The organism is Enterococcus sp. M-BR2, assembly GCF_056612775.1.
This window is the reverse complement of sequence record NZ_CM152743.1, coordinates 1877501-1897839: the sequence shown is the minus strand read 5'-3', so window position 1 is coordinate 1897839 and position 20339 is coordinate 1877501. Positions and strand designations below refer to the sequence as shown.

Annotated in this window: 14 protein-coding genes, 1 tRNA gene and 1 rRNA gene (1 of these 16 cut by a window edge); 14 read left to right on the top strand and 2 right to left on the bottom strand. The window is 40.9% G+C overall.

Annotation, left to right across the window (positions count from 1 at the left end; translation table 11 throughout):
- Positions 1–57: 57 nt before the first annotated feature.
- Both AC1F25_RS09250 and AC1F25_RS09245 read right to left on the bottom strand, forming a co-directional pair.
- On the bottom strand, positions 58–1455 hold the full coding sequence (locus AC1F25_RS09250) for a L,D-transpeptidase family protein (protein WP_002316851.1): 1398 nt from the start codon (positions 1453–1455) through the stop codon (positions 58–60).
- A gap of 169 nt (positions 1456–1624) precedes the next feature.
- Positions 1625–2599, bottom strand: coding sequence for an L-lactate dehydrogenase (locus AC1F25_RS09245; protein WP_002287399.1), 975 nt, complete (start codon positions 2597–2599; stop codon positions 1625–1627).
- Positions 2600–2951: 352 nt separating this feature from the next.
- Here AC1F25_RS09245 and pth point away from each other — a divergent pair, with 352 nt between their 5' ends.
- From pth to AC1F25_RS09175, 14 genes are all read left to right on the top strand, one after another.
- A complete protein-coding gene (gene pth, locus AC1F25_RS09240) occupies positions 2952–3512 on the top strand; it encodes an aminoacyl-tRNA hydrolase (protein ID WP_479994064.1) in 561 nt (186 codons plus the stop codon).
- A 16-nt stretch (positions 3513–3528) separates the two neighbouring features.
- The gene (mfd, locus tag AC1F25_RS09235; protein ID WP_479994063.1) at positions 3529–7050 is read left to right on the top strand and encodes a transcription-repair coupling factor; all 3522 of its coding nucleotides are present in this window, start codon (positions 3529–3531) and stop codon (positions 7048–7050) included.
- A 14-nt stretch (positions 7051–7064) separates the two neighbouring features.
- Positions 7065–8660, top strand: a complete 1596-nt coding sequence (locus tag AC1F25_RS09230) for a putative polysaccharide biosynthesis protein (protein WP_002310406.1) — start codon at positions 7065–7067, stop codon at positions 8658–8660.
- A 10-nt stretch (positions 8661–8670) separates the two neighbouring features.
- Positions 8671–8940, top strand: coding sequence for an RNA-binding S4 domain-containing protein (locus tag AC1F25_RS09225; RefSeq protein ID WP_002287407.1), 270 nt, complete (start codon positions 8671–8673; stop codon positions 8938–8940).
- 67 nt (positions 8941–9007) lie between these two features.
- Positions 9008–9433, top strand: a complete 426-nt coding sequence (locus tag AC1F25_RS09220) for an FtsB family cell division protein (protein WP_002287409.1) — start codon at positions 9008–9010, stop codon at positions 9431–9433.
- 45 nt (positions 9434–9478) lie between these two features.
- Positions 9479–9949: a S1 domain-containing RNA-binding protein gene (locus AC1F25_RS09215; protein ID WP_002290937.1), complete on the top strand. Its 471-nt coding sequence runs from the start codon at positions 9479–9481 to the stop codon at positions 9947–9949.
- A 119-nt stretch (positions 9950–10068) separates the two neighbouring features.
- Positions 10069–11514, top strand: a complete 1446-nt coding sequence (gene tilS, locus AC1F25_RS09210; protein WP_002314340.1) for a tRNA lysidine(34) synthetase TilS — start codon at positions 10069–10071, stop codon at positions 11512–11514.
- Positions 11514–12059, top strand: a complete 546-nt coding sequence (gene hpt / locus AC1F25_RS09205) for a hypoxanthine phosphoribosyltransferase (RefSeq protein WP_002310403.1) — start codon at positions 11514–11516, stop codon at positions 12057–12059. Before tilS ends, hpt begins: the two co-directional genes overlap by 1 nt.
- 89 nt (positions 12060–12148) lie before the next feature.
- The gene (gene ftsH / locus AC1F25_RS09200; RefSeq protein ID WP_002310402.1) at positions 12149–14260 is read left to right on the top strand and encodes an ATP-dependent zinc metalloprotease FtsH; all 2112 of its coding nucleotides are present in this window, start codon (positions 12149–12151) and stop codon (positions 14258–14260) included.
- A 216-nt stretch (positions 14261–14476) separates the two neighbouring features.
- Positions 14477–15364, top strand: coding sequence for an Hsp33 family molecular chaperone HslO (hslO, locus tag AC1F25_RS09195; protein ID WP_002310401.1), 888 nt, complete (start codon positions 14477–14479; stop codon positions 15362–15364).
- Entirely contained in the window at positions 15365–16369 is a 1005-nt protein-coding gene (gene dusB, locus AC1F25_RS09190; protein WP_002310400.1) for a tRNA dihydrouridine synthase DusB, read from the top strand.
- Between the two features lie 110 nt (positions 16370–16479).
- Complete coding sequence (lysS, locus tag AC1F25_RS09185; protein ID WP_002310399.1) at positions 16480–17976, top strand: lysine--tRNA ligase; 1497 nt, start codon at positions 16480–16482, stop codon at positions 17974–17976.
- A 680-nt stretch (positions 17977–18656) separates the two neighbouring features.
- Positions 18657–20217, top strand: a 16S ribosomal RNA gene (locus AC1F25_RS09180).
- Between the two features lie 76 nt (positions 20218–20293).
- Positions 20294–20339, top strand: a tRNA-Ala gene (locus tag AC1F25_RS09175); it runs 27 nt beyond the window's last position.

Sequence of the window (20339 nt, the reverse complement as noted above, 5' to 3'; positions counted from 1 at the left end):
GTAAGAACGCACCTGTACGATTCGTACAGGTGCGTTCTTTTTATAAATTCTTTTTTGTTAGAAGACCAATACAGGTGTTCCTTTTTCGACCATCCCGAATAATTCCTTCATTACACTTGGCGGAGTGTTGATACAGCCATGTGAACCGCGGGTTTTCCATAAATCTCCGCCGTATTCAGGTTGCCAGTCAGAATCGTGGATACCAACACCTGTCCAGTCAATCGGCATCCAGTAATTTACTGGACTCTCGTAAGGTGTTCCGTCGTCATTTGTTCCTTTTAAAGTTGCATCTTCTTCTTTATTCCAAACATAGAAGACCCCAGCAGGTGTAGGTGTAGATGGCTTTCCGGAAACGATATCTGTTTCAAGGGCTACTTTTCCGTCTTTATAATACCACATATGCTGGTTCTCTAGATCAACTTCGATATACGTATCTTCGATCAATGGATGATCAGCGGTTGTGCCACCTTGCACAATCGGAGAACGAGTAAAGTCTTGGCCTGTCAGAATAGCTTTTTTCAGCGCTTCTGTCTCGCTATCTGTTTGGATCGTCCAGCTGTAAGTGCCAACTGGGACTGTAACTTCTCCTCTTTTTGTACTTTTAAATTTTGTGTCATTCGTACTTGTGTTATACTTTGTGCCTAAATCTGTTACATATTGACGTACTTGTTCTGTATCTAAATCGACTTTTCCGTCGTAGGTCAGCCAGCTCATGATATCACTTGATGGGATCTGGAAAGTCTCCCCGTTTATACTGTAAGTAGCTTTTACTTTTGCGATAGCATTCATGGATTCGAGCTGTTCTTTCAGTGAACTGTCTCCGGAGGTTACTTTTGGTTTTTCTTTGAACTCAGTTAATTCAATCGTATCTTTACCGGAATTTACTGCACTTTTTACTTGTTTGACCGCAGCATCGACGTTGATGGTATTTCCATTGACTTCAGGCTTGATAACAAAAGAGTCGCCTGATTTTTCAATTGTTGCATCAGTTGTAGGTGTCCGGTCTTTATTCAGATCAGTCAGTTTAGTTGTCAATGTCTGAACGGTAGTATCCAGTTTCTGGTGGTCTTGACTGATAGGATCGATTTCTTGTTTTTCAGCTGCTGAAACATAAGTCATTCCCCAAGTCCATCCGTTTTGTTCATTTAGGATCGGAGAAAGCTCAGAAGTGAAATCATCTTTATAGCCGAGCTCAGATTTTGGTACTTCCTGCCAGACTTTTCCATCTTCTTTAATAGCTAATTTTTTATCGGAATAAGCTTCTTTTAATTTTTCATTTGCTTTTTCGACTGTTAGATTGCTGACATTTATTCCGTTGATTTCCGTATTCGGCAAAAAATGCTTTGTGTAGTATGTACTGCGATAGGTATAAAAGCTAATCAGCACCAAGAGAACACCAAGAGCTGAAAGCAAAGCAACATGTTTCGATTTTTTTCGATGCGAAGATCTTGTCATATCGACAACTCCTTAAGTAAAAGTTTAGGGTGGAACGGTCTCATGATAGCATAATTTAGACGAAAAGACGAAGGTTATCTCTTCTTTATGAAAAAATTTAGAAACCATAAGAGTGATAAAATAAAAAAACGGAAAACACCGTTTAGATGTTTTCCGTCATATTCAAAGATTATTCAGCGTCTAGTTTAGCAAAAGCTTCATCTAGAATTTCTTTTAATTGTTTAGCAGAAGCAGCCATACGGTCTTGTTCGCTGTCGCTTAAAGGAATTTCGATTACTTTTTGGATACCTTGACGGTTGATAACAGCAGGTGCACCAATGTAGATGTCGTTCAATCCATATTCGCCATTCATGAAGACTGATAAAGGAAGAACAGCATTTTCATCATCTAAGATGGCACGAGTGATACGTGCTAATGCTACTGCGATACCATAGAAAGTAGCACCTTTTTTCTCGATAATTGTGTAAGCAGCGTCACGTACGCCGAAGAATAGGTTAACCATAGCTTCTTCATCGATTTCTGGGTTGTTTTTCACCCATTCATAGATTTGCAAGCCGGCAACATTTGCATGTGACCAAACTGGGAATTCTGAATCTCCGTGTTCGCCTAAGATGTAAGCATGGACGTTACGCGCATCAACGTCAACTAATTCCGCAAGTGCTTGACGGAAACGAGCAGAGTCAAGAGACGTACCTGAACCGATAACGCGTTCTTTAGGGAAACCTGAGAATTTCCAAGTTGAGTAAGTCAAAATATCTACTGGGTTAGCGGCAACTAAAAAGATACCGTTAAATCCTGATTCAACGATTTGTGTGACAACATCGCGGTTGATTTTTAGGTTTTTGTTTACTAAGTCTAAACGAGTTTCACCTGGTTTTTGTGGTGCGCCAGCTGTAATAACAACTAAGTCAGCATCATGTGCGTCTGCGTAAGTAGCAGAGTAGATTTTTTTAGGTGAAGTAAATGCCAAAGCGTGAGACAAGTCAATTGCGTCTCCTTCAGTTTTAGCAGTATTGATATCCACGATACCTACTTCTTGAGCAATATTTTGAGTAACTAGAGCAAAGGCATAGCTAGAACCTACGGCGCCGTCTCCAACAAGAATAACTTTTTGATGATCTTTTTTTTCTGCAGCTGCAGTCATTTAGTATCAATCCTTCCATTGATTTGTTTTTTCCCATGCTTATGCTAACATTTCTCAAGCCCCATGTCACGCTATTTGGCTATAAAATATAACAGATAACAAGGTTGTATCATATGTAAAAGCTTACATGTGTGTTATTTCACTATTTTTATAATTCAATTATTTCATTAAACTTTGAAGAAATTTTTAATTTCTTTATCATTTATTAACGATTCTCTTTTAGCCGAAACGCTTTGTTTTGTGTTATACTATACATTGACAGTATAAAAAAGAAAAAAAGCTCGATGGACTGGACCGCTAATTAGCAGTCCAGCCTTTTGTGCTGTTTTTAGAATTAGGTGGAAAAACAAAAATGAAAATGATCGTCGGGTTAGGAAACCCAGGTACCAAATACCAATATACTAAACACAATATCGGCTTTATGGTCGTGGATCAAATTGCACGCGAACATCAAGCTGCTTTCAAAAAAAATCCATTCGAAGCAGAAGTTGCCGAATTTTTTCATAATGGAGAAAAGATCCTTCTAGTCAAACCACAAACATTTATGAATGAATCTGGTCGTGCAGTCGGGCCGTTAATGACTTATTTTGAGATTTATCCAGAAGAATTAGTCGTCATCTACGATGATTTGGATCTGGCAGTAGGAAAGATCCGACTTCGTCAAAAAGGGAGTGCCGGCGGGCATAATGGTATCAAAAGTATCATTTCCCATTTGAATACGAATGTCTTTGATCGAATCAAGGTGGGGATCGGCAGACCAGAAGGAAAAAAAACAGTGGTCCAACATGTGCTTAGTCCTTTCAGCAAAGAAAACCAGCCTTTGATAGAAGAAAGCATGCTTCAATCTGTTAAAGCAGTCGAATATCTCATAGAAGGGCATTCGTTCGTGGATGCGATGAATCAATTCAATTGAGAAAGGAGGAAAAGGAATGGATATCATTCAATTAGTCGGAAAAGATCCGCAAGTAAAAGAATGGATCAGCAATTTAGAAGAAAAAATGCCTAGACAACTAATCACAGGATTAGCTGGCTCAGCAAAGACGCTTCTATTTGCTCGAGCATTTAAGAAAACAAATAAAAATATGATCATTCTGATGCCAAATTTGTATTATGCCAATCAGTTAGCAGAAGATCTGCAACATGTGATTCCGCAGGATCAGATCCATTTATTTCCAGTGGATGAAGTGCTTTCTGCTGAAATGGCCTTTTCTTCTCCAGAAGCGCGAGGCGAGAGAGTCGCAACGCTCAACGCACTTCAAGAAAAAAAAGCAGGTATCTATTTGTTGCCAGTCGCAGCTTTGCACAAGCGACTGCCGAATAAGAAAACTTGGCTACAGGCGCAATTGAATTGGCATGTTGGTGATGAGATAGATGTGGAAAATCTTCCTCGCCAATTGACTTTGATGGGCTATGTACGAGAAGAAATGGTCGCAAAACCCGGAGAATTCAGTATTCGAGGAAGCATCGTCGATATTTACCCATTAACAACAAACTATCCTATTCGTGTAGAATTATTTGATGTAGAGATAGATTCTATGCGGTATTTTGAAGCAGAAACACAACGTTCAATCGAAAAAACGGAAGAAATCTGGGTTTCTCCAACGAGTGAACAAGTCTATGGACCAGAGGATCTGGAACATGGAATAGAGCAAATGCAAAAAATGCTAGAAAAACGGCTTGCTGCGACCACAGAAGAAGCAGACCGCGAGTTTTTACGAGATTACTTCGGTCAGCTGACTTCAAGCTGGCAAGCAGGTATTCCGACAGAAGAAGCAAAATTCTACTCAGATCTTCTTTACCAAGAATTTGTAACAATCTTGGATTATTTTCCTTCAAATAGTCTACTAGTCGTTGATGATTACCAGCGGATCATGGAAACAAATCGGGAAATCGAAAGGGAAGCGGCAGAATGGCATACTCAAAAAATCAGCGAATTGCGGTTTTTTTCTGAGCAGTCATTTTCAGCAGATGTACAAAGAATCGTTCAAAAGGAAAAATTTACTACAACCTTTTTCTCACTCTTCCAAAAAGGGATGGGAAATCTTCGTTTCCAAGCAATCCATAATTTTCAATATCGGACGATGCAACAGTTCTTCGGACAAATGCCATTGCTGAAAACAGAAATGGATCGTTGGCGCAAGCAAAAACAGACTGTTGTGATCTTTATTCCGACAAAGGACAGAATACGTAAAGCAGAACAAATGCTTCGAGATGAAGATATATTAGTAGTAGAAACAGAAAAAAATGCATTGATCAGAGGACAGGTACAATTAGTTGAAGGAGCTTTGCAGGCTGGTTTTGAACTTCCTCAAGAAAAAATAGTAGCCATCACAGAAAAAGAAATTTTCCAAAAAACGACGAAAAAACAAACGAGACGACAAACAGTAACAAACGCAGAGCGATTGAAAAGCTATAATGAGTTAAAAGCAGGAGATTACGTTGTCCATGCCAATCATGGTATCGGGAAATACATTGGGATGGAAACGCTAGAAGTAGATGGCGTTCACCAAGACTATATGACTATTTTGTATCAAAACGACGACAAACTGTTTATTCCTGTTACTCAACTGAATCTGATCCAAAAATATGTCGCCTCGGAAGCCAAAGCACCTCGCATCAATAAGCTAGGCGGAAGTGAATGGACGAAAACTAAACGAAAAGTATCTTCGAAAATCGAAGATATCGCTGACGATTTAATCAAATTATACGCAGCAAGAGAATCAGAAAAAGGATATGCTTTTGGTCCTGATGACGCCTACCAAAAAGAATTCGAAAATGCTTTCCCTTATTCTGAAACAGACGACCAGTTGAGAAGTGCAGCGGAGATCAAGCGGGATATGGAAAAAGAAAAACCAATGGATCGACTACTCGTAGGTGATGTTGGTTATGGGAAAACAGAAGTAGCGCTTCGAGCGGCCTTTAAAGCGATAAAGGAAAGCAAACAAGTAGCCTTTTTAGTTCCAACAACGATCTTGGCACAGCAGCACTATGAAACGATGCTGGAAAGATTTGAAGGTTTCCCCGTAAATATCGGGCTATTAAGTCGTTTCAGAACAAGAAAGCAACAAAAAGAAACCATCGAACAACTGCGCACAGGTCAAGTTGATATTGTTGTGGGAACCCATCGAATCTTGTCAAAAGATATTGAATTTAGCGATTTGGGTTTATTGATTATTGACGAAGAACAACGTTTTGGTGTAAAACATAAAGAACGATTGAAACAGTTACGTGCACAAGTGGATGTTTTGACTCTGACAGCAACACCGATTCCGAGAACTTTGCATATGTCGATGCTAGGCGTGCGGGATCTTTCAGTAATCGAAACACCGCCTGCGAATCGTTATCCGATCCAAACATATGTTATGGAAAAAAATCCTGGGGCTATCCGCGAAGCAATCCATCGAGAAATGGGACGAGGTGGACAAGTATTCTATTTATATAATCGAGTAGAAACGATCGAACAAAAAGTAGAAGAAATCCAAGAACTCGTTCCGGAAGCGCGGATCGGCTATGCTCATGGACAAATGACAGAGGCGCAATTAGAAAATACGCTCTTTGAATTTATTGAAGGTCAGTATGATGTTCTTGTCACTACGACCATCATTGAAACAGGAGTGGATATCCCGAACGCAAATACATTGTTTGTTGAGAACGCTGATTATATGGGTTTATCCACGTTATATCAATTACGCGGACGGGTAGGAAGAAGTAGCCGCGTCGCATATGCTTATTTTATGTATGAGCAGCAGAAGATCCTTAATGAAGTCAGTGAAAAGCGTCTTCAGGCAATCAAAGATTTTACAGAACTGGGATCTGGATTCAAAATTGCGATGCGTGATCTTTCCATTCGCGGTGCAGGTAATCTCTTAGGTGCTCAGCAACATGGATTTATTGATGCAGTCGGTTTTGATATGTATTCTCAAATGCTGAGCGAAGCAGTGTCTCGTAAACAAGGAAAGAATAGTCAAGTGGAGAAGACCACTGTTGAGATCGACCTCGGTGTTGACGCGTATCTACCTGAAACATACGTGGCAGATCAGCGGCAGAAAATCGAGATCTATAAACGAATTCGTGAACTTGATTCGCAAGAAATGCTAGATGAACTGGAAGATGATCTGCTCGACCGTTTTGGAGAATACCCAGAAGAAGTAGCACACCTCCTGACAATCGGACAGATTAAAATGGATGGCGATCGAGCGCTCTTGGAAACTATAAGGAAACAGGAGCCGCATATCGTCTTTACTCTAAGCAAAGTTGGAACGAAACGCTACAGCGTGGAACAATTATTCGAAGCACTAACGGCGACGAAACTAAAAGCCAGTCTAGGCGTTGAAAAAGAACAGATGGTAATACGCTTGACGATTCCAAACCAAATGGAAGAAGCAGTGTGGCTTCAGGAAATCCAAAAGTTTGTCAAAGCATTGCGTGAGCAAAAATATATGTCAGCGTAGGAAGGAGCAACGATTTGGATCATAAAGAAATGCGGCGCGTCATGCAAGGAGCATTTGTACTGACGATTGCTTCTTTCATAGCAAAAGTATTAAGTGCCCTTTACCGAATTCCTCTCCAAAACTTAGTCGGCGACGAAGGTTTTTATGTTTATCAGCAAGTTTATCCAATTTATGGGATAGCAATGACTTTAGCTTTATCAGGTCTTCCGCAGTTCATATCAAAGTACGTTGCAGAAAGAAAGAATCCTTTCGAGCGAAAGCAAGCTTTGCAAAGTCTTTATCCCTTGGTGTTTTGGACAGGTGTCTTTCTGTGGTTGTTTGTCTTTTCATTTAGCAGTTGGATTGCTTGGATGATGGGGGATATACAATTGAAACCACTGATCCAAGTAGTTTCTTTTACCTTTTTGCTGATGCCTGGTTTATCTTTTTATCGAGGGAATTTTCAAGGAAGATTTTTGATGGAACCAACGGCAGTTTCTCAAGTTGTTGAACAGCTCGTTCGTGTTTCTGTAATTGTCTGTAGTGCGTTTGCTTTTAGAAAGCTCGGATGGACGGTGTACCAAACGGGGACGGCAGCGATGAGTGGAGCCGTTTTTGGCGGGTTATGCGCATATGGGATCCTTCACTACTATGAACAAAAGATTCATGGAGGAGTATTAAGCTTCCGCCGGTTCCCATTATTCAAACAGCCACCAAAATCTTTGATCCGGCGCTTTCTAGTAGAAGGTGGTCTGGTTTCGATTTATAGCGGATTACTCATCTTTTTTCAGCTGATCGACTCTTTCTTTGTAAAAAATGCTTTGGAAGTTTACGGTCTATCGGAATATGGTGCGAAGATAGCAAAAGGGGTCTATGATCGAGGGCAGCCTTTGGTTCAATTAGGTTTAGTGATCGCCACCGCATTAAGTGCGACATTTCTGCCTGCATTGACCCGTCATTTGACCAACCGGATCTATCGTCAGTTTTTACAGACAGCCAAAATATATCTTAGATTGACGACCGCTTTGGCATTAGCTGCATCTTTGGGATTAGCCTTACTGCTTCCTTATATCAATTATGCGTTGTTTAAAGATTATGCAGGAAATGCAGCGCTTGTATTGTTTGTTTTTTCCATTGCTTTTACTGCAGTCATCCAAGCCTATCAAAGTATTGCTCAAAGCAAGAACTCTTTTCGCCCTTCTTTAAAAGGAGCAGGATGGGGGCTCTTGGTAAAAGGATTGACTACTTCTTTTCTAACTGGTTTATTAGGAACAGCCGGAGCAAGCCTGTCTACCCTTTTAGGATTAGGTGTGACGCTTTGGTATTTTGTCCGAATCGAAACAAAAGAGCTAAATGCTTTTTGGAAAGAACGACATTTTGGGCGGAAGTTGATTATCAGCCTTCTTTGTATGACAGCAGTCCTGCTTCTGTATTATGGTGTGTTGAATATAGTGTTTGGTCCTGTAACTCATCGTTCCACTGCTTTTTTTGTCAGTGTGATAGGCGTTGGGATTGGCGCATCTGTGTTCATTTATGCAGTGATTCGTCTCCGTCTGTTTACAGTAAGAGAGTGGCTCATGTTGCCATTTGGTAAGAAAATTCTACGATTAAACAAAAAAATCAAAAAGTGAGGAATAAGATATGCGATTAGACAAATTTTTAAAAATATCCCGAATCATCAAAAGACGATCAGTAGCAAAAGAAGTGGCTGATAAAGGAAGGATCCAAATCAACGGAAAATTGGCGAAATCTTCCAGTGACGTCAAAGTAGGCGACATTTTGAAAGTCCAGTTCGGCAATAAAACGTTGGAAGTAAAAATTACGGAATTACATGAATCGACCAAAAAAGAAGATGCACAAAAAATGTACGAAATTATTTCTGAAAATCGCACAGAAACACTAGAGAAATAGATTAGACAAGCTTTCATGATATTGGTATAATGAGAAAGACAATCAAAAAAGATTGGAGCGAATCCAAGTGACGAAAAAAAGCAATAAAATCGCTGCGCTAGATACGGAATATGCAAAGAAAAAGTATGCTGAATTTCAGCAACAACAACGACAACTGATTTTTCGAAGACGCAGACTGGCTGCAATTTTTGTTGGTGCTTTGGTCATTTTCGCGATAATAGGTGTGCAGATTTTCCATGATATGCAAAGGATGCATCAATTGAACGAATTGAGAGTCGAAGCAAATACTGAAATGAAAGAAGTCAACGCAGACGTTGATCAGCTGCACCAAGATGTTTCATTGCTGAAAGATGATGAATATGTAGCTAAACTTGCCAGAAGCAAATTCTTTTACTCAAAAGACGGTGAAAAAGTTTATCCTATATTAGAATCAAACACAGACAGCTCGACAAATGAAACAGATCAATCAACTAGTTCTACAACTGCAAAATAAGCAGGAATATAAAAAAGGGAAATAATTAGGAGGAACATTTTTTTTATGTCAATCGAGGTAGGAGCAAAACTGCAAGGAAAAGTATCAGGAATTACAAATTTTGGTGCGTTTATTGATCTAGGTGCTGGAAAAACGGGTCTAGTTCATATTAGCGAAGTGTCAAATGGATATGTAAAAGACATCCATGATGTTTTAAGTGTAGGAGATGAAGTAACAGTCAAAGTTATTTCAGTAAATGATGATGGGAAAATCGGACTATCTATCCGCAAAGCGCAAGAACAACCTGTAGAATCTGGAGAAGAAAGCCGTCCTAAAAAATTTCAACAAAAAGATTCCCGTGACAACCGCAATCGTCCAGCACAGAAAAAATCTTTTTCTCGCAGTCAGCCTTCAGCTCAAAAAGAAGACTTCGATTCATTGATGAGTTCATTTTTGAAAGATAGCGATGACCGCTTATCTTCATTGAAGCGAAACACAGAAGGAAAACGCGGTGGCCGTGGCGGACGCCGCAGCTAATAAAGCTGAAAATAATGATGATGCGACTATTTTAGTCAAAGTATCAACAGAGGGCAGGTTAATTGTCGTTTTAGACGTTTTCCCGCTCTCTTTTTTTAGGAAGAAAGGGTGTGGAAAGAATGAACGTTGAAAAAGACGGTAAAAAAGTACCGCTATTGCAGCAGTCATTTATTCGGCACGGAAATGAACAAGGATTCTGGCAAAAAGAATCAAGGATTTTAGCAGCGGTATCAGGTGGGGTTGATTCGATGGTTTTGCTCCATTTGCTTTTGCAAGCGCAACGCCAAATCGGTTTTTCTTTGGGCGTCGTCCATATCAATCACCAATTGAGAGAAGAATCAGCAGAAGAAGCTGCTTATCTTCGCTCATATTGTGAAAAGAAGAATCTACCTTTATATGTAAGTGTTTGGGAAAATCCGGCCAAAACGGCCATAGAAACAGCAGCTCGTAACTTTCGTTATCAAGCATTCACTCGAGTGATGGAAGAAGGACAATATGATACGTTGATGACTGCTCATCATGGAGATGATCAAATCGAGACGGTGTTGATGAAAATCATTCGTGGAGGACAGTTAAGTACTTTTTCTGGAATCAAAGGAGTACAACCATTTGCTACGGGCAGACTTGTTCGTCCATTGCTGAGTTTCAGTAAAGAAGAATTATATGCTTATGCAGCAGAATCACAGCTTGTTTACTTTGAGGATCAGACGAACCAATTATTAGATGTCCAAAGAAATCGGCTTCGCCATTTGGTTGTTCCTCAATTAAAACAAGAAAACACCCAGGTGATGAGACATTTTCAACAGTTTTCGCAACAGATTCAATGGGCAGACCAAGTCATTCAAAAATGTATGGGGCAGTTAATCGAAAAGGAAGTCGAACAGTTAAAGGATCGATTTCAATTTTCAGCAGAAATGATAGAAAAAATGGAAGAAGCGGAACGATACTATTTTTTCCACTCCTTCTTCGACAAAGTATTCTCAGAAACAGGGGTCATTTTGAAAGAGCAGCAAATGACATCGATTTTAGATCAGTGGCAACAGAAAAAAAGTCAATGGCAGCTTAGCATCGGCAACAACTGGGTACTGAAAAGAGAGTATCATTTTGTTATACTCGCTAAAAAAGAAAAACAAGCCACTGCTCAGACAGAAGATCAGCGCTTGTTGCTTATTCCAGAACAAGGGATACAGTTGAACGAAACAGAATGGATTGGTCTGGTCAAACCTGAACATTCAGAGGACATCAAAACAACAGATTCATGGTCTCTGTTTTCTCATGACATTTGGGTTCCCGCCGATGTGCAACTATATGTCGAAAAAAGAAAAGCAGGAGACCGTATTCAATTAACGGAGAAACTTACAAAAAAAGTATCTAGATATTTTATCGATCAGAAAGTACCTAATTCACAAAGGCAGCATGCTTGGATCATTACAGATGCCAAAAGAAATATATATAGCCTGATACCTTTTGCCTTTTCATATTTGAGTATTCGTGAAGAAACTGATAAAATACACTACATACTTCTTTACAAATATCAAAAAGAAGCAATTGGAAGGAGAACCTGATGTTGGAAAAGGATATTGAGAGAATTTTGATCTCACAAGAAGAGATACAAGTTCGTTGCAAAGAACTAGGCAAAGAGTTAACAGAAATTTACCAAAACACCAATCCCCTAGTAGTAGGTGTCTTAAAAGGAGCGGTACCATTCATGGCAGATATCGTTCGTTCTATCGATACGTATTTGGAATTGGATTTCATGGATGTTTCAAGCTACGGGAATGCAACAGTCTCGTCAGGGGAAGTAAAAATCGTCAAAGACTTGGATACAAATGTAGAAGGTCGCGATCTGTTGATCGTTGAAGATATCATTGACAGCGGAAGAACACTTGCTTATTTAGTGGATCTTTTCAAATACCGCAAAGCAAAATCAGTCAAAATCGTTACACTGCTTGACAAACCCGAAGGAAGAGTAGTAAACATCGAAGCAGATTATGTTGGGTTCAACGTACCAAATGAATTTGTTGTCGGTTATGGCTTGGATTATGCAGAAGCATATCGTAACCTTCCGTACATCGGTGTATTGAAACCTACTGTTTATCAATCAAATTAATGCTGTATCTCAATTAAATTATGGTACAATAGAATGGTCAGGATTGATAAAAAACTGTTAAATTAAATTGACGCTTAGGGAGGGCAACTATGAACAAAAAGAACAATGGCATGATGAAAAATGCCTTGTATTATGTCCTCGTAATCTTAGCGATGGTAATGGTCGTTTATTTCATTTTTGGTAATAACGGCCAGCGATCGTCAGATATCGAGTACTCAAAATTCACAGAACAACTACAAGCAGGCAAAATCAAAGAGTTTGAAGTGCAGCCTGCAAATGGTGTATATAAGATCACTGGTGAATACAAGGAACAGCAGACAGTCGCTAACAGCGGCGGGTTAGCTATCTTGGGTTCAACAGATACGACTACTACCCATTTCACAACAATCATTTTGCCAAATGATACAACATTGAGCCAAGTAACAGAACTGGCAAAAGAAAACAAAGTTGCTACAACAGTAAAAGAAGAATCAAGCAGCGGCGTATGGGTTTCGTTATTGCTTAGCTTCTTGCCGATCGTGATCATCATCTTTTTCTTCTACATGATGATGGGACAACAAGGCGGCGGTGGTGGCGGTGGCGGCCGTGTCATGAACTTTGGTAAATCAAAAGCCAAAGAAGCAGACAAAAAAGCTAATCGCGTACGTTTTTCTGATGTAGCGGGTGCGGAAGAAGAAAAACAAGAACTAGTTGAAGTTGTTGAATTTCTGAAAGATCCTCGCCGATTTGTTGAATTAGGTGCCCGTATCCCGGCAGGTGTACTTTTAGAAGGACCTCCAGGAACAGGTAAAACCTTGTTAGCAAAAGCTGTTGCCGGAGAAGCTGGCGTACCATTTTATTCGATCTCAGGTTCTGATTTCGTAGAAATGTTTGTCGGCGTCGGAGCAAGCCGTGTTCGTGATTTGTTTGAAACAGCGAAGAAAAACGCTCCGGCTATCATTTTCATCGATGAAATTGATGCGGTAGGTCGTCAACGTGGTGCCGGTATGGGCGGCGGACATGATGAACGCGAACAAACATTGAACCAATTGCTTGTAGAAATGGATGGTTTCGACGGAAATGAAGGAGTAATCGTCATTGCTGCAACTAACCGTTCTGACGTACTAGATCCAGCGTTACTACGTCCCGGCCGTTTTGACCGTCAAATTTTAGTTGGCCGTCCAGATGTAAAAGGACGTGAAGCAATCTTGCGCGTCCATGCACGGAATAAACCGATGGCCGATGATGTTGACTTGAAAGTTGTTGCTCAACAGACTCCAGGGTTTGCCGGAGCAGATTTGGAAAACGTCTTGAATGAAGCGGCGCTAGTAGCTGCTAGAAGAAATAAAAAGAAAATCGATGCTTCTGATATCGATGAAGCGGAAGATCGCGTGATTGCAGGCCCAGCTAAAAAAGATCGTGTAATCAGCAAAAAAGAACGCGAAATGGTTGCTTATCACGAAGCTGGTCATACGATTGTAGGATTAGTGTTAAGTCGCGCTCGGGTCGTCCACAAAGTAACGATTATCCCTCGCGGACGCGCCGGTGGATATATGATCGCTTTACCAAAAGAAGATCAGTTCTTGATGACAAAAGAAGATATGTTTGAACAAATCGTAGGCTTGCTTGGTGGACGTACAGCTGAAGAAATCATCTTCAATGTCCAATCAACTGGGGCTTCCAATGACTTTGAACAAGCGACAGCTTTAGCACGAAGCATGGTAACAGAATATGGAATGAGCGATCGTTTAGGTCCCGTTCAATATGAAGGAAATCATCAAGTGTTCGTTGGCCGCGACTACGGTCAAACAAAAGCTTACTCTGAACAAGTTGCTTTCGAAATTGATCAAGAAGTACGCAAGATTTTGATGGAAGCTCATGCCAAAGCTCATGAAATCATCGAAGCTCATCGTGCGCAGCATAAATTGATTGCTGAAAAACTTCTGGAATTCGAAACATTGGATGCCAAAGCAATCAAATCGTTATTCGAACACGGTGTGATGCCTGAAGGTACTGAGTCAAATGATTATCCAAGCGAAAAAGAAGCGAAAACTTTTGAAGAAGCAAAACGTGCTTTGGAAGAAAAAGACGCTGAAAAACAAGCAGAAGAAAAACGTGATTTTGAAGAAGCAAAACATGAGCTGCATGAGGAAAATAAAGCAGAACATGATTCAGATTCTCAACGATCAGAAGATAATCATTCAGACGATCAATACAAATAAAAAAATATAGGTCAATTGATCTGATAGGACTCCCGAAAACCGGAACAAAAACCGGTTTTCGGGAGATTTCTTTATTTAAGATGTAAATAGGATGATGTCCTGTTATCTAGATGATTCTGAATTATTTTTAAAAGAAGCATTCCAAAGTTGAAAAAAGCAGGAGTTGCTAGTATGATTCACTATGAGTTTAAAAACGGAAAAAGGAGTACATAACAAATGAAAGATTATCTGGTTAAGGCACTTGCTCACGACGGATTCGTACGAGCATACGCCGTTCAAGCAACAAATACCGTAGCGGAGGCACAAAGACGTCATGATACTTGGCATACGTCCTCAGCTGCTTTAGGACGAACATTAGTGGGCAGTCTGCTGCTTGGTGCAACACTTAAAGGAGAAGATAAACTAACTGTTCGAATCCAAGGCGATGGTCCAGCAGCAGGAATCGTAGTAGATGCAAATGGGAAGGGAGATGTGAAAGGCTACATCAAAAATCCGCATCTCAGCCTTCCTTTGAATAGTGAAGGTAAAATCGATGTGCGAGGAGCAGTTGGGACACAAGGGATGTTTACTGTCACAAAAGATTTAGGATTAAAAGAGCCTTTTTCTGGACAAACGCCAATTGTTTCTGGAGAAATCGCTGAAGATTTTACTTACTATCTCGCTATCTCAGAACAAATTCCTTCAGCTGTTGGACTAAGTGTACTGGTCAATACTGATGACAGTATCAAGACAGCAGGTGGATTCATGATTCAAATCATGCCAGGTGCCGATGAAGAAACAATCAGCAAGATTGAGGAACAATTAAAAACAACACCAAGAATCTCTACTCTCTTAGATGAAGGACAGACACCAGAAGAAATATTGAAGGGATTGCTTGATACAGAAGAGCTGAACGTTTTAGAAAAAATGCCTGTTCAATTCAAATGTGACTGTTCGAAAGAAAAATTTGCAGAAGCAATTATTGCGCTAGGTGCAGAAGAAATCCAAGCAATGATAGATGAAGATCATGGAGCAGAAGCGGTATGCTCTTTCTGTAACAATAAATACAAGTATAGTGAAGAAGAATTAGCTGGATTGAAGAAAGAAGCCTTAGGAGGAATTTAAGTGGAACACAAATGGAAAATCGGCAATGTTGAAATCCCTAATCGTGTCGTTGTTGCGCCGATGGCTGGAATAACAAATTCAGCATTTCGAGTCACTGTCAAAGAATTTGGTGCAGGCTTAGTCGTATGTGAAATGATCAGTGACCAAGGTATCCATTTCAGAAACAAAAAAACTTTAGAGATGCTCCACATTGAAGAAACAGAACATCCATTAAGTTTACAGATATTTGGCGGGAACAAAGACAGCCTAGTTGAAGCTGCTCAATTTGTCGAAGAAAACACAGCTGCAGATATAATAGACATCAATATGGGCTGTCCAGTAAACAAAGTGATCAAAGCAGAAGCAGGGGCAAAGTGGCTTTTAGATCCTGAGAAAGTATACGAAATGGTCCAAGCTGTTTCTTCAGCAGTGGATATCCCTGTAACGGTCAAGATGCGTATCGGTTGGGATGAAGAACACGTCTTTGCTGTAGAAAATGCATTAGCAGCACAATCAGCTGGAGCAAGTGCCATCGCTATGCACGGGCGTACACGGGTTCAGATGTATGAGGGAAAAGCAGATTGGGAAATATTAAAAGAAGTAAAAAAACATCTCACCATCCCATTTATGGGGAACGGGGATGTCAAAACACCCGAAGATGCAAAACGGATGCTTGATTATGTTGGTGCAGACGGTGTGATGATTGGCCGGGCAGCTTTGGGAAACCCATGGATGATTCATCGTACACAGCATTATCTAGAAACAGGAGAACTGATTCCTGAGCCAACACCAGCCGAAAAGATTGCTACAGCTAAACTTCATTTACAACGCTTAGCAGATCTTAAAGGAGAAAAAGTAGCATGTAGAGAATTCAGAACACATGCGGCTTATTATTTAAAAGGGATTCCTCGAGCAGCAAAAGTGAAAGTAGCAATCAATCAGACAGAAAATCAGCAAGAAATCAATGGTCTGCTGGATCAATTTGTAGAAAAAGCAGAAAAAGTACTATTGAAACAAACGTTGTGATTTCTAAGTTTTTCGTGAATTTTCAAGCTGAAATTCCAAGTTCGGCTTGCTTTTTTTGTGTTTCATTGGCATTATAGGAAAGAGATTAACATGAGAATGGAGGAACTTTTGTGACACAGGAACAACAACATCAAGTAGAAGATTTAAATGATCAAATGCTTGTACGTCGTCAAAAAATGGAACAATTGCGTGAAGATGGAATCGATCCATTTGGAAAAAGATTTGAACGCACACATAACTCAGAAGAATTGCATGAACTATTTGATCCAAGAACAAAAGAAGAACTAGCAGAGATGGGATTGACCGCTAGTGTAGCTGGTCGTATGATGACTCGCCGAGGAAAAGGAAAAGCTGGATTTGCGCATCTACAAGATCGAGAAGGCCAAATTCAAATTTATGTAAGAAAAGACCAAGTAGGTGATGAAGCCTATGAAGTATTTAAACATGCAGACCTTGGAGATTTCTTTGGTGTAACTGGACAAATCATGAAAACAGACACAGGCGAAGTTTCTATCAAAGCTTCAGAAATCACGATTTTGTCAAAAGCACTTCGTCCACTGCCAGATAAATACCATGGCTTGACGAATATTGAACAACGCTACAGACAACGCTACTTGGATTTGATCAGTAATCGCGAAAGCTTTGACCGATTTATGAAACGAAGCCAAATTATCAGCGAGATCCGTCGTTATTTAGATGGCAATGGCTATATTGAAGTAGAAACGCCAGTATTGCATAATGAGGCAGGTGGAGCCGCTGCTCGTCCATTCATCACACACCATAATGCACTGGATATTGATTTATATTTGCGTATTGCGTTGGAACTTCATTTGAAACGACTAATTGTCGGCGGAATGGAAAAAGTTTATGAAATCGGTCGTGTTTTCCGTAATGAAGGGATTGACACTACGCATAATCCAGAATTTACGATGTTAGAAGCATACACAGCATATACTGATTTCAATGATGTAATGAATCTGACAGAAGGTATTATCCGTAACGCAGCTGAAAAAGTACTAGGGACAGCGAAAATCACATATGATGGACAAGCTGTTGACTTAGAAAGCGACTTTAAACGTATCCATATGGTAGATGCGATCAAAGAACAAACTGGTGTAGATTTCTGGAAAGAAATGACATTGGAAGAAGCATTAGCCTTAGCTGAAAAGCATAACGTAGAAGTAACAGAAGCGATGGGAGTCGGACATGTTATCAATGAATTCTTTGAAACGTTTGTTGAAGAAACGTTGACACAACCGACATTTGTTTACGGACATCCAGTCGAAGTTTCGCCTTTAGCGAAGAAAAATCCAGAAGATCCTCGATTCACAGACCGATTCGAACTGTTTATCGTAGGACGCGAATTTGCTAATGCCTTTACAGAACTAAACGATCCAATTGATCAAAGAGAACGATTTGAAGCACAAGAAAAAGAACGTGAACTAGGGAACGATGAAGCTCACGGTGTAGACGAAGACTTCTTGGAAGCATTAGAATACGGTATGCCGCCAACAGGTGGTCTAGGTATCGGGATTGACAGATTAGTGATGCTGCTAACTGACGCTCAATCCATTCGGGACGTTCTACTATTCCCAACAATGAGATAATCAAATAAAAGCTGTCTAGGGGACTCCTTAGGCAGCTTTTGCTATGTAGAAAGCAACAAACAATAACGAATGTTCAAAAGCTGTTATCAAATATTGCAGACATTAATGGAGCCGAAAGCGAACGATAAAGAAAGAAAAGTAATGAATAATCGCTTATTGAAAAAAACTTGAAAAAATACAAAAAATTCGTTGACCAAGATAAATTTAGTTGGTATATTATTACTTGTCCAAAAGACAGAAGGAAATATTTCTTCAAAAACATAACAAAAAAGTTGTTGACATGTTGCTAACGGCATGATAAGATAACTGAGTCGTTAAAAAAGAACAGCTTGCGAAGCTTGATTCTATCGAAAAAAACTTCAAAAAAGTTGTTGACAAATAACAAACGATGAGTTATGATAAATGAGTTGCTGAAAGATTTCAAAAAACGAAATCGAAAAAAACTTTTAAAAAAGAGTTGACAATCACTTGTCACTCTGATATGATATAAAAGTTGCTACGGCAGCCAAAACAAATCGGAAAAACATTTCCGATGAAGTAGACCTTTGAAAACTGAACAAAGTAAGACAAACCAAATGTGTAGGGCGTCTTGATTCAATTCAAGACAACAAACATTTTTAACAAGCAAGCAATATGCTAGCAAACAAATTGAGCTTAACAATCGTAAGATTGTTCGAACTTTTTATGAGAGTTTGATCCTGGCTCAGGACGAACGCTGGCGGCGTGCCTAATACATGCAAGTCGTACGCTTCTTTTTCCACCGGAGCTTGCTCCACCGGAAAAAGAAGAGTGGCGAACGGGTGAGTAACACGTGGGTAACCTGCCCATCAGAAGGGGATAACACTTGGAAACAGGTGCTAATACCGTATAACAATCGAAACCGCATGGTTTTGATTTGAAAGGCGCTTTCGGGTGTCGCTGATGGATGGACCCGCGGTGCATTAGCTAGTTGGTGAGGTAACGGCTCACCAAGGCCACGATGCATAGCCGACCTGAGAGGGTGATCGGCCACATTGGGACTGAGACACGGCCCAAACTCCTACGGGAGGCAGCAGTAGGGAATCTTCGGCAATGGACGAAAGTCTGACCGAGCAACGCCGCGTGAGTGAAGAAGGTTTTCGGATCGTAAAACTCTGTTGTTAGAGAAGAACAAGGATGAGAGTAACTGTTCATCCCTTGACGGTAACTAACCAGAAAGCCACGGCTAACTACGTGCCAGCAGCCGCGGTAATACGTAGGTGGCAAGCGTTGTCCGGATTTATTGGGCGTAAAGCGAGCGCAGGCGGTTTCTTAAGTCTGATGTGAAAGCCCCCGGCTCAACCGGGGAGGGTCATTGGAAACTGGGAGACTTGAGTGCAGAAGAGGAGAGTGGAATTCCATGTGTAGCGGTGAAATGCGTAGATATATGGAGGAACACCAGTGGCGAAGGCGGCTCTCTGGTCTGTAACTGACGCTGAGGCTCGAAAGCGTGGGGAGCAAACAGGATTAGATACCCTGGTAGTCCACGCCGTAAACGATGAGTGCTAAGTGTTGGAGGGTTTCCGCCCTTCAGTGCTGCAGCTAACGCATTAAGCACTCCGCCTGGGGAGTACGACCGCAAGGTTGAAACTCAAAGGAATTGACGGGGGCCCGCACAAGCGGTGGAGCATGTGGTTTAATTCGAAGCAACGCGAAGAACCTTACCAGGTCTTGACATCCTTTGACCACTCTAGAGATAGAGCTTCCCCTTCGGGGGCAAAGTGACAGGTGGTGCATGGTTGTCGTCAGCTCGTGTCGTGAGATGTTGGGTTAAGTCCCGCAACGAGCGCAACCCTTATTGTTAGTTGCCATCATTCAGTTGGGCACTCTAGCAAGACTGCCGGTGACAAACCGGAGGAAGGTGGGGATGACGTCAAATCATCATGCCCCTTATGACCTGGGCTACACACGTGCTACAATGGGAAGTACAACGAGTTGCGAAGTCGCGAGGCTAAGCTAATCTCTTAAAGCTTCTCTCAGTTCGGATTGCAGGCTGCAACTCGCCTGCATGAAGCCGGAATCGCTAGTAATCGCGGATCAGCACGCCGCGGTGAATACGTTCCCGGGCCTTGTACACACCGCCCGTCACACCACGAGAGTTTGTAACACCCGAAGTCGGTGAGGTAACCTTTTTGGAGCCAGCCGCCTAAGGTGGGATAGATGATTGGGGTGAAGTCGTAACAAGGTAGCCGTATCGGAAGGTGCGGCTGGATCACCTCCTTTCTAAGGAATATTACGGAGACTACACAATTTGTTTTTACTTTGTTCAGTTTTGAGAGGTTTACTCTCAATTTAAAACGGGGCCTTAGCTCAGCTGGGAGAGCGCCTGCTTTGCACGCAGGAGG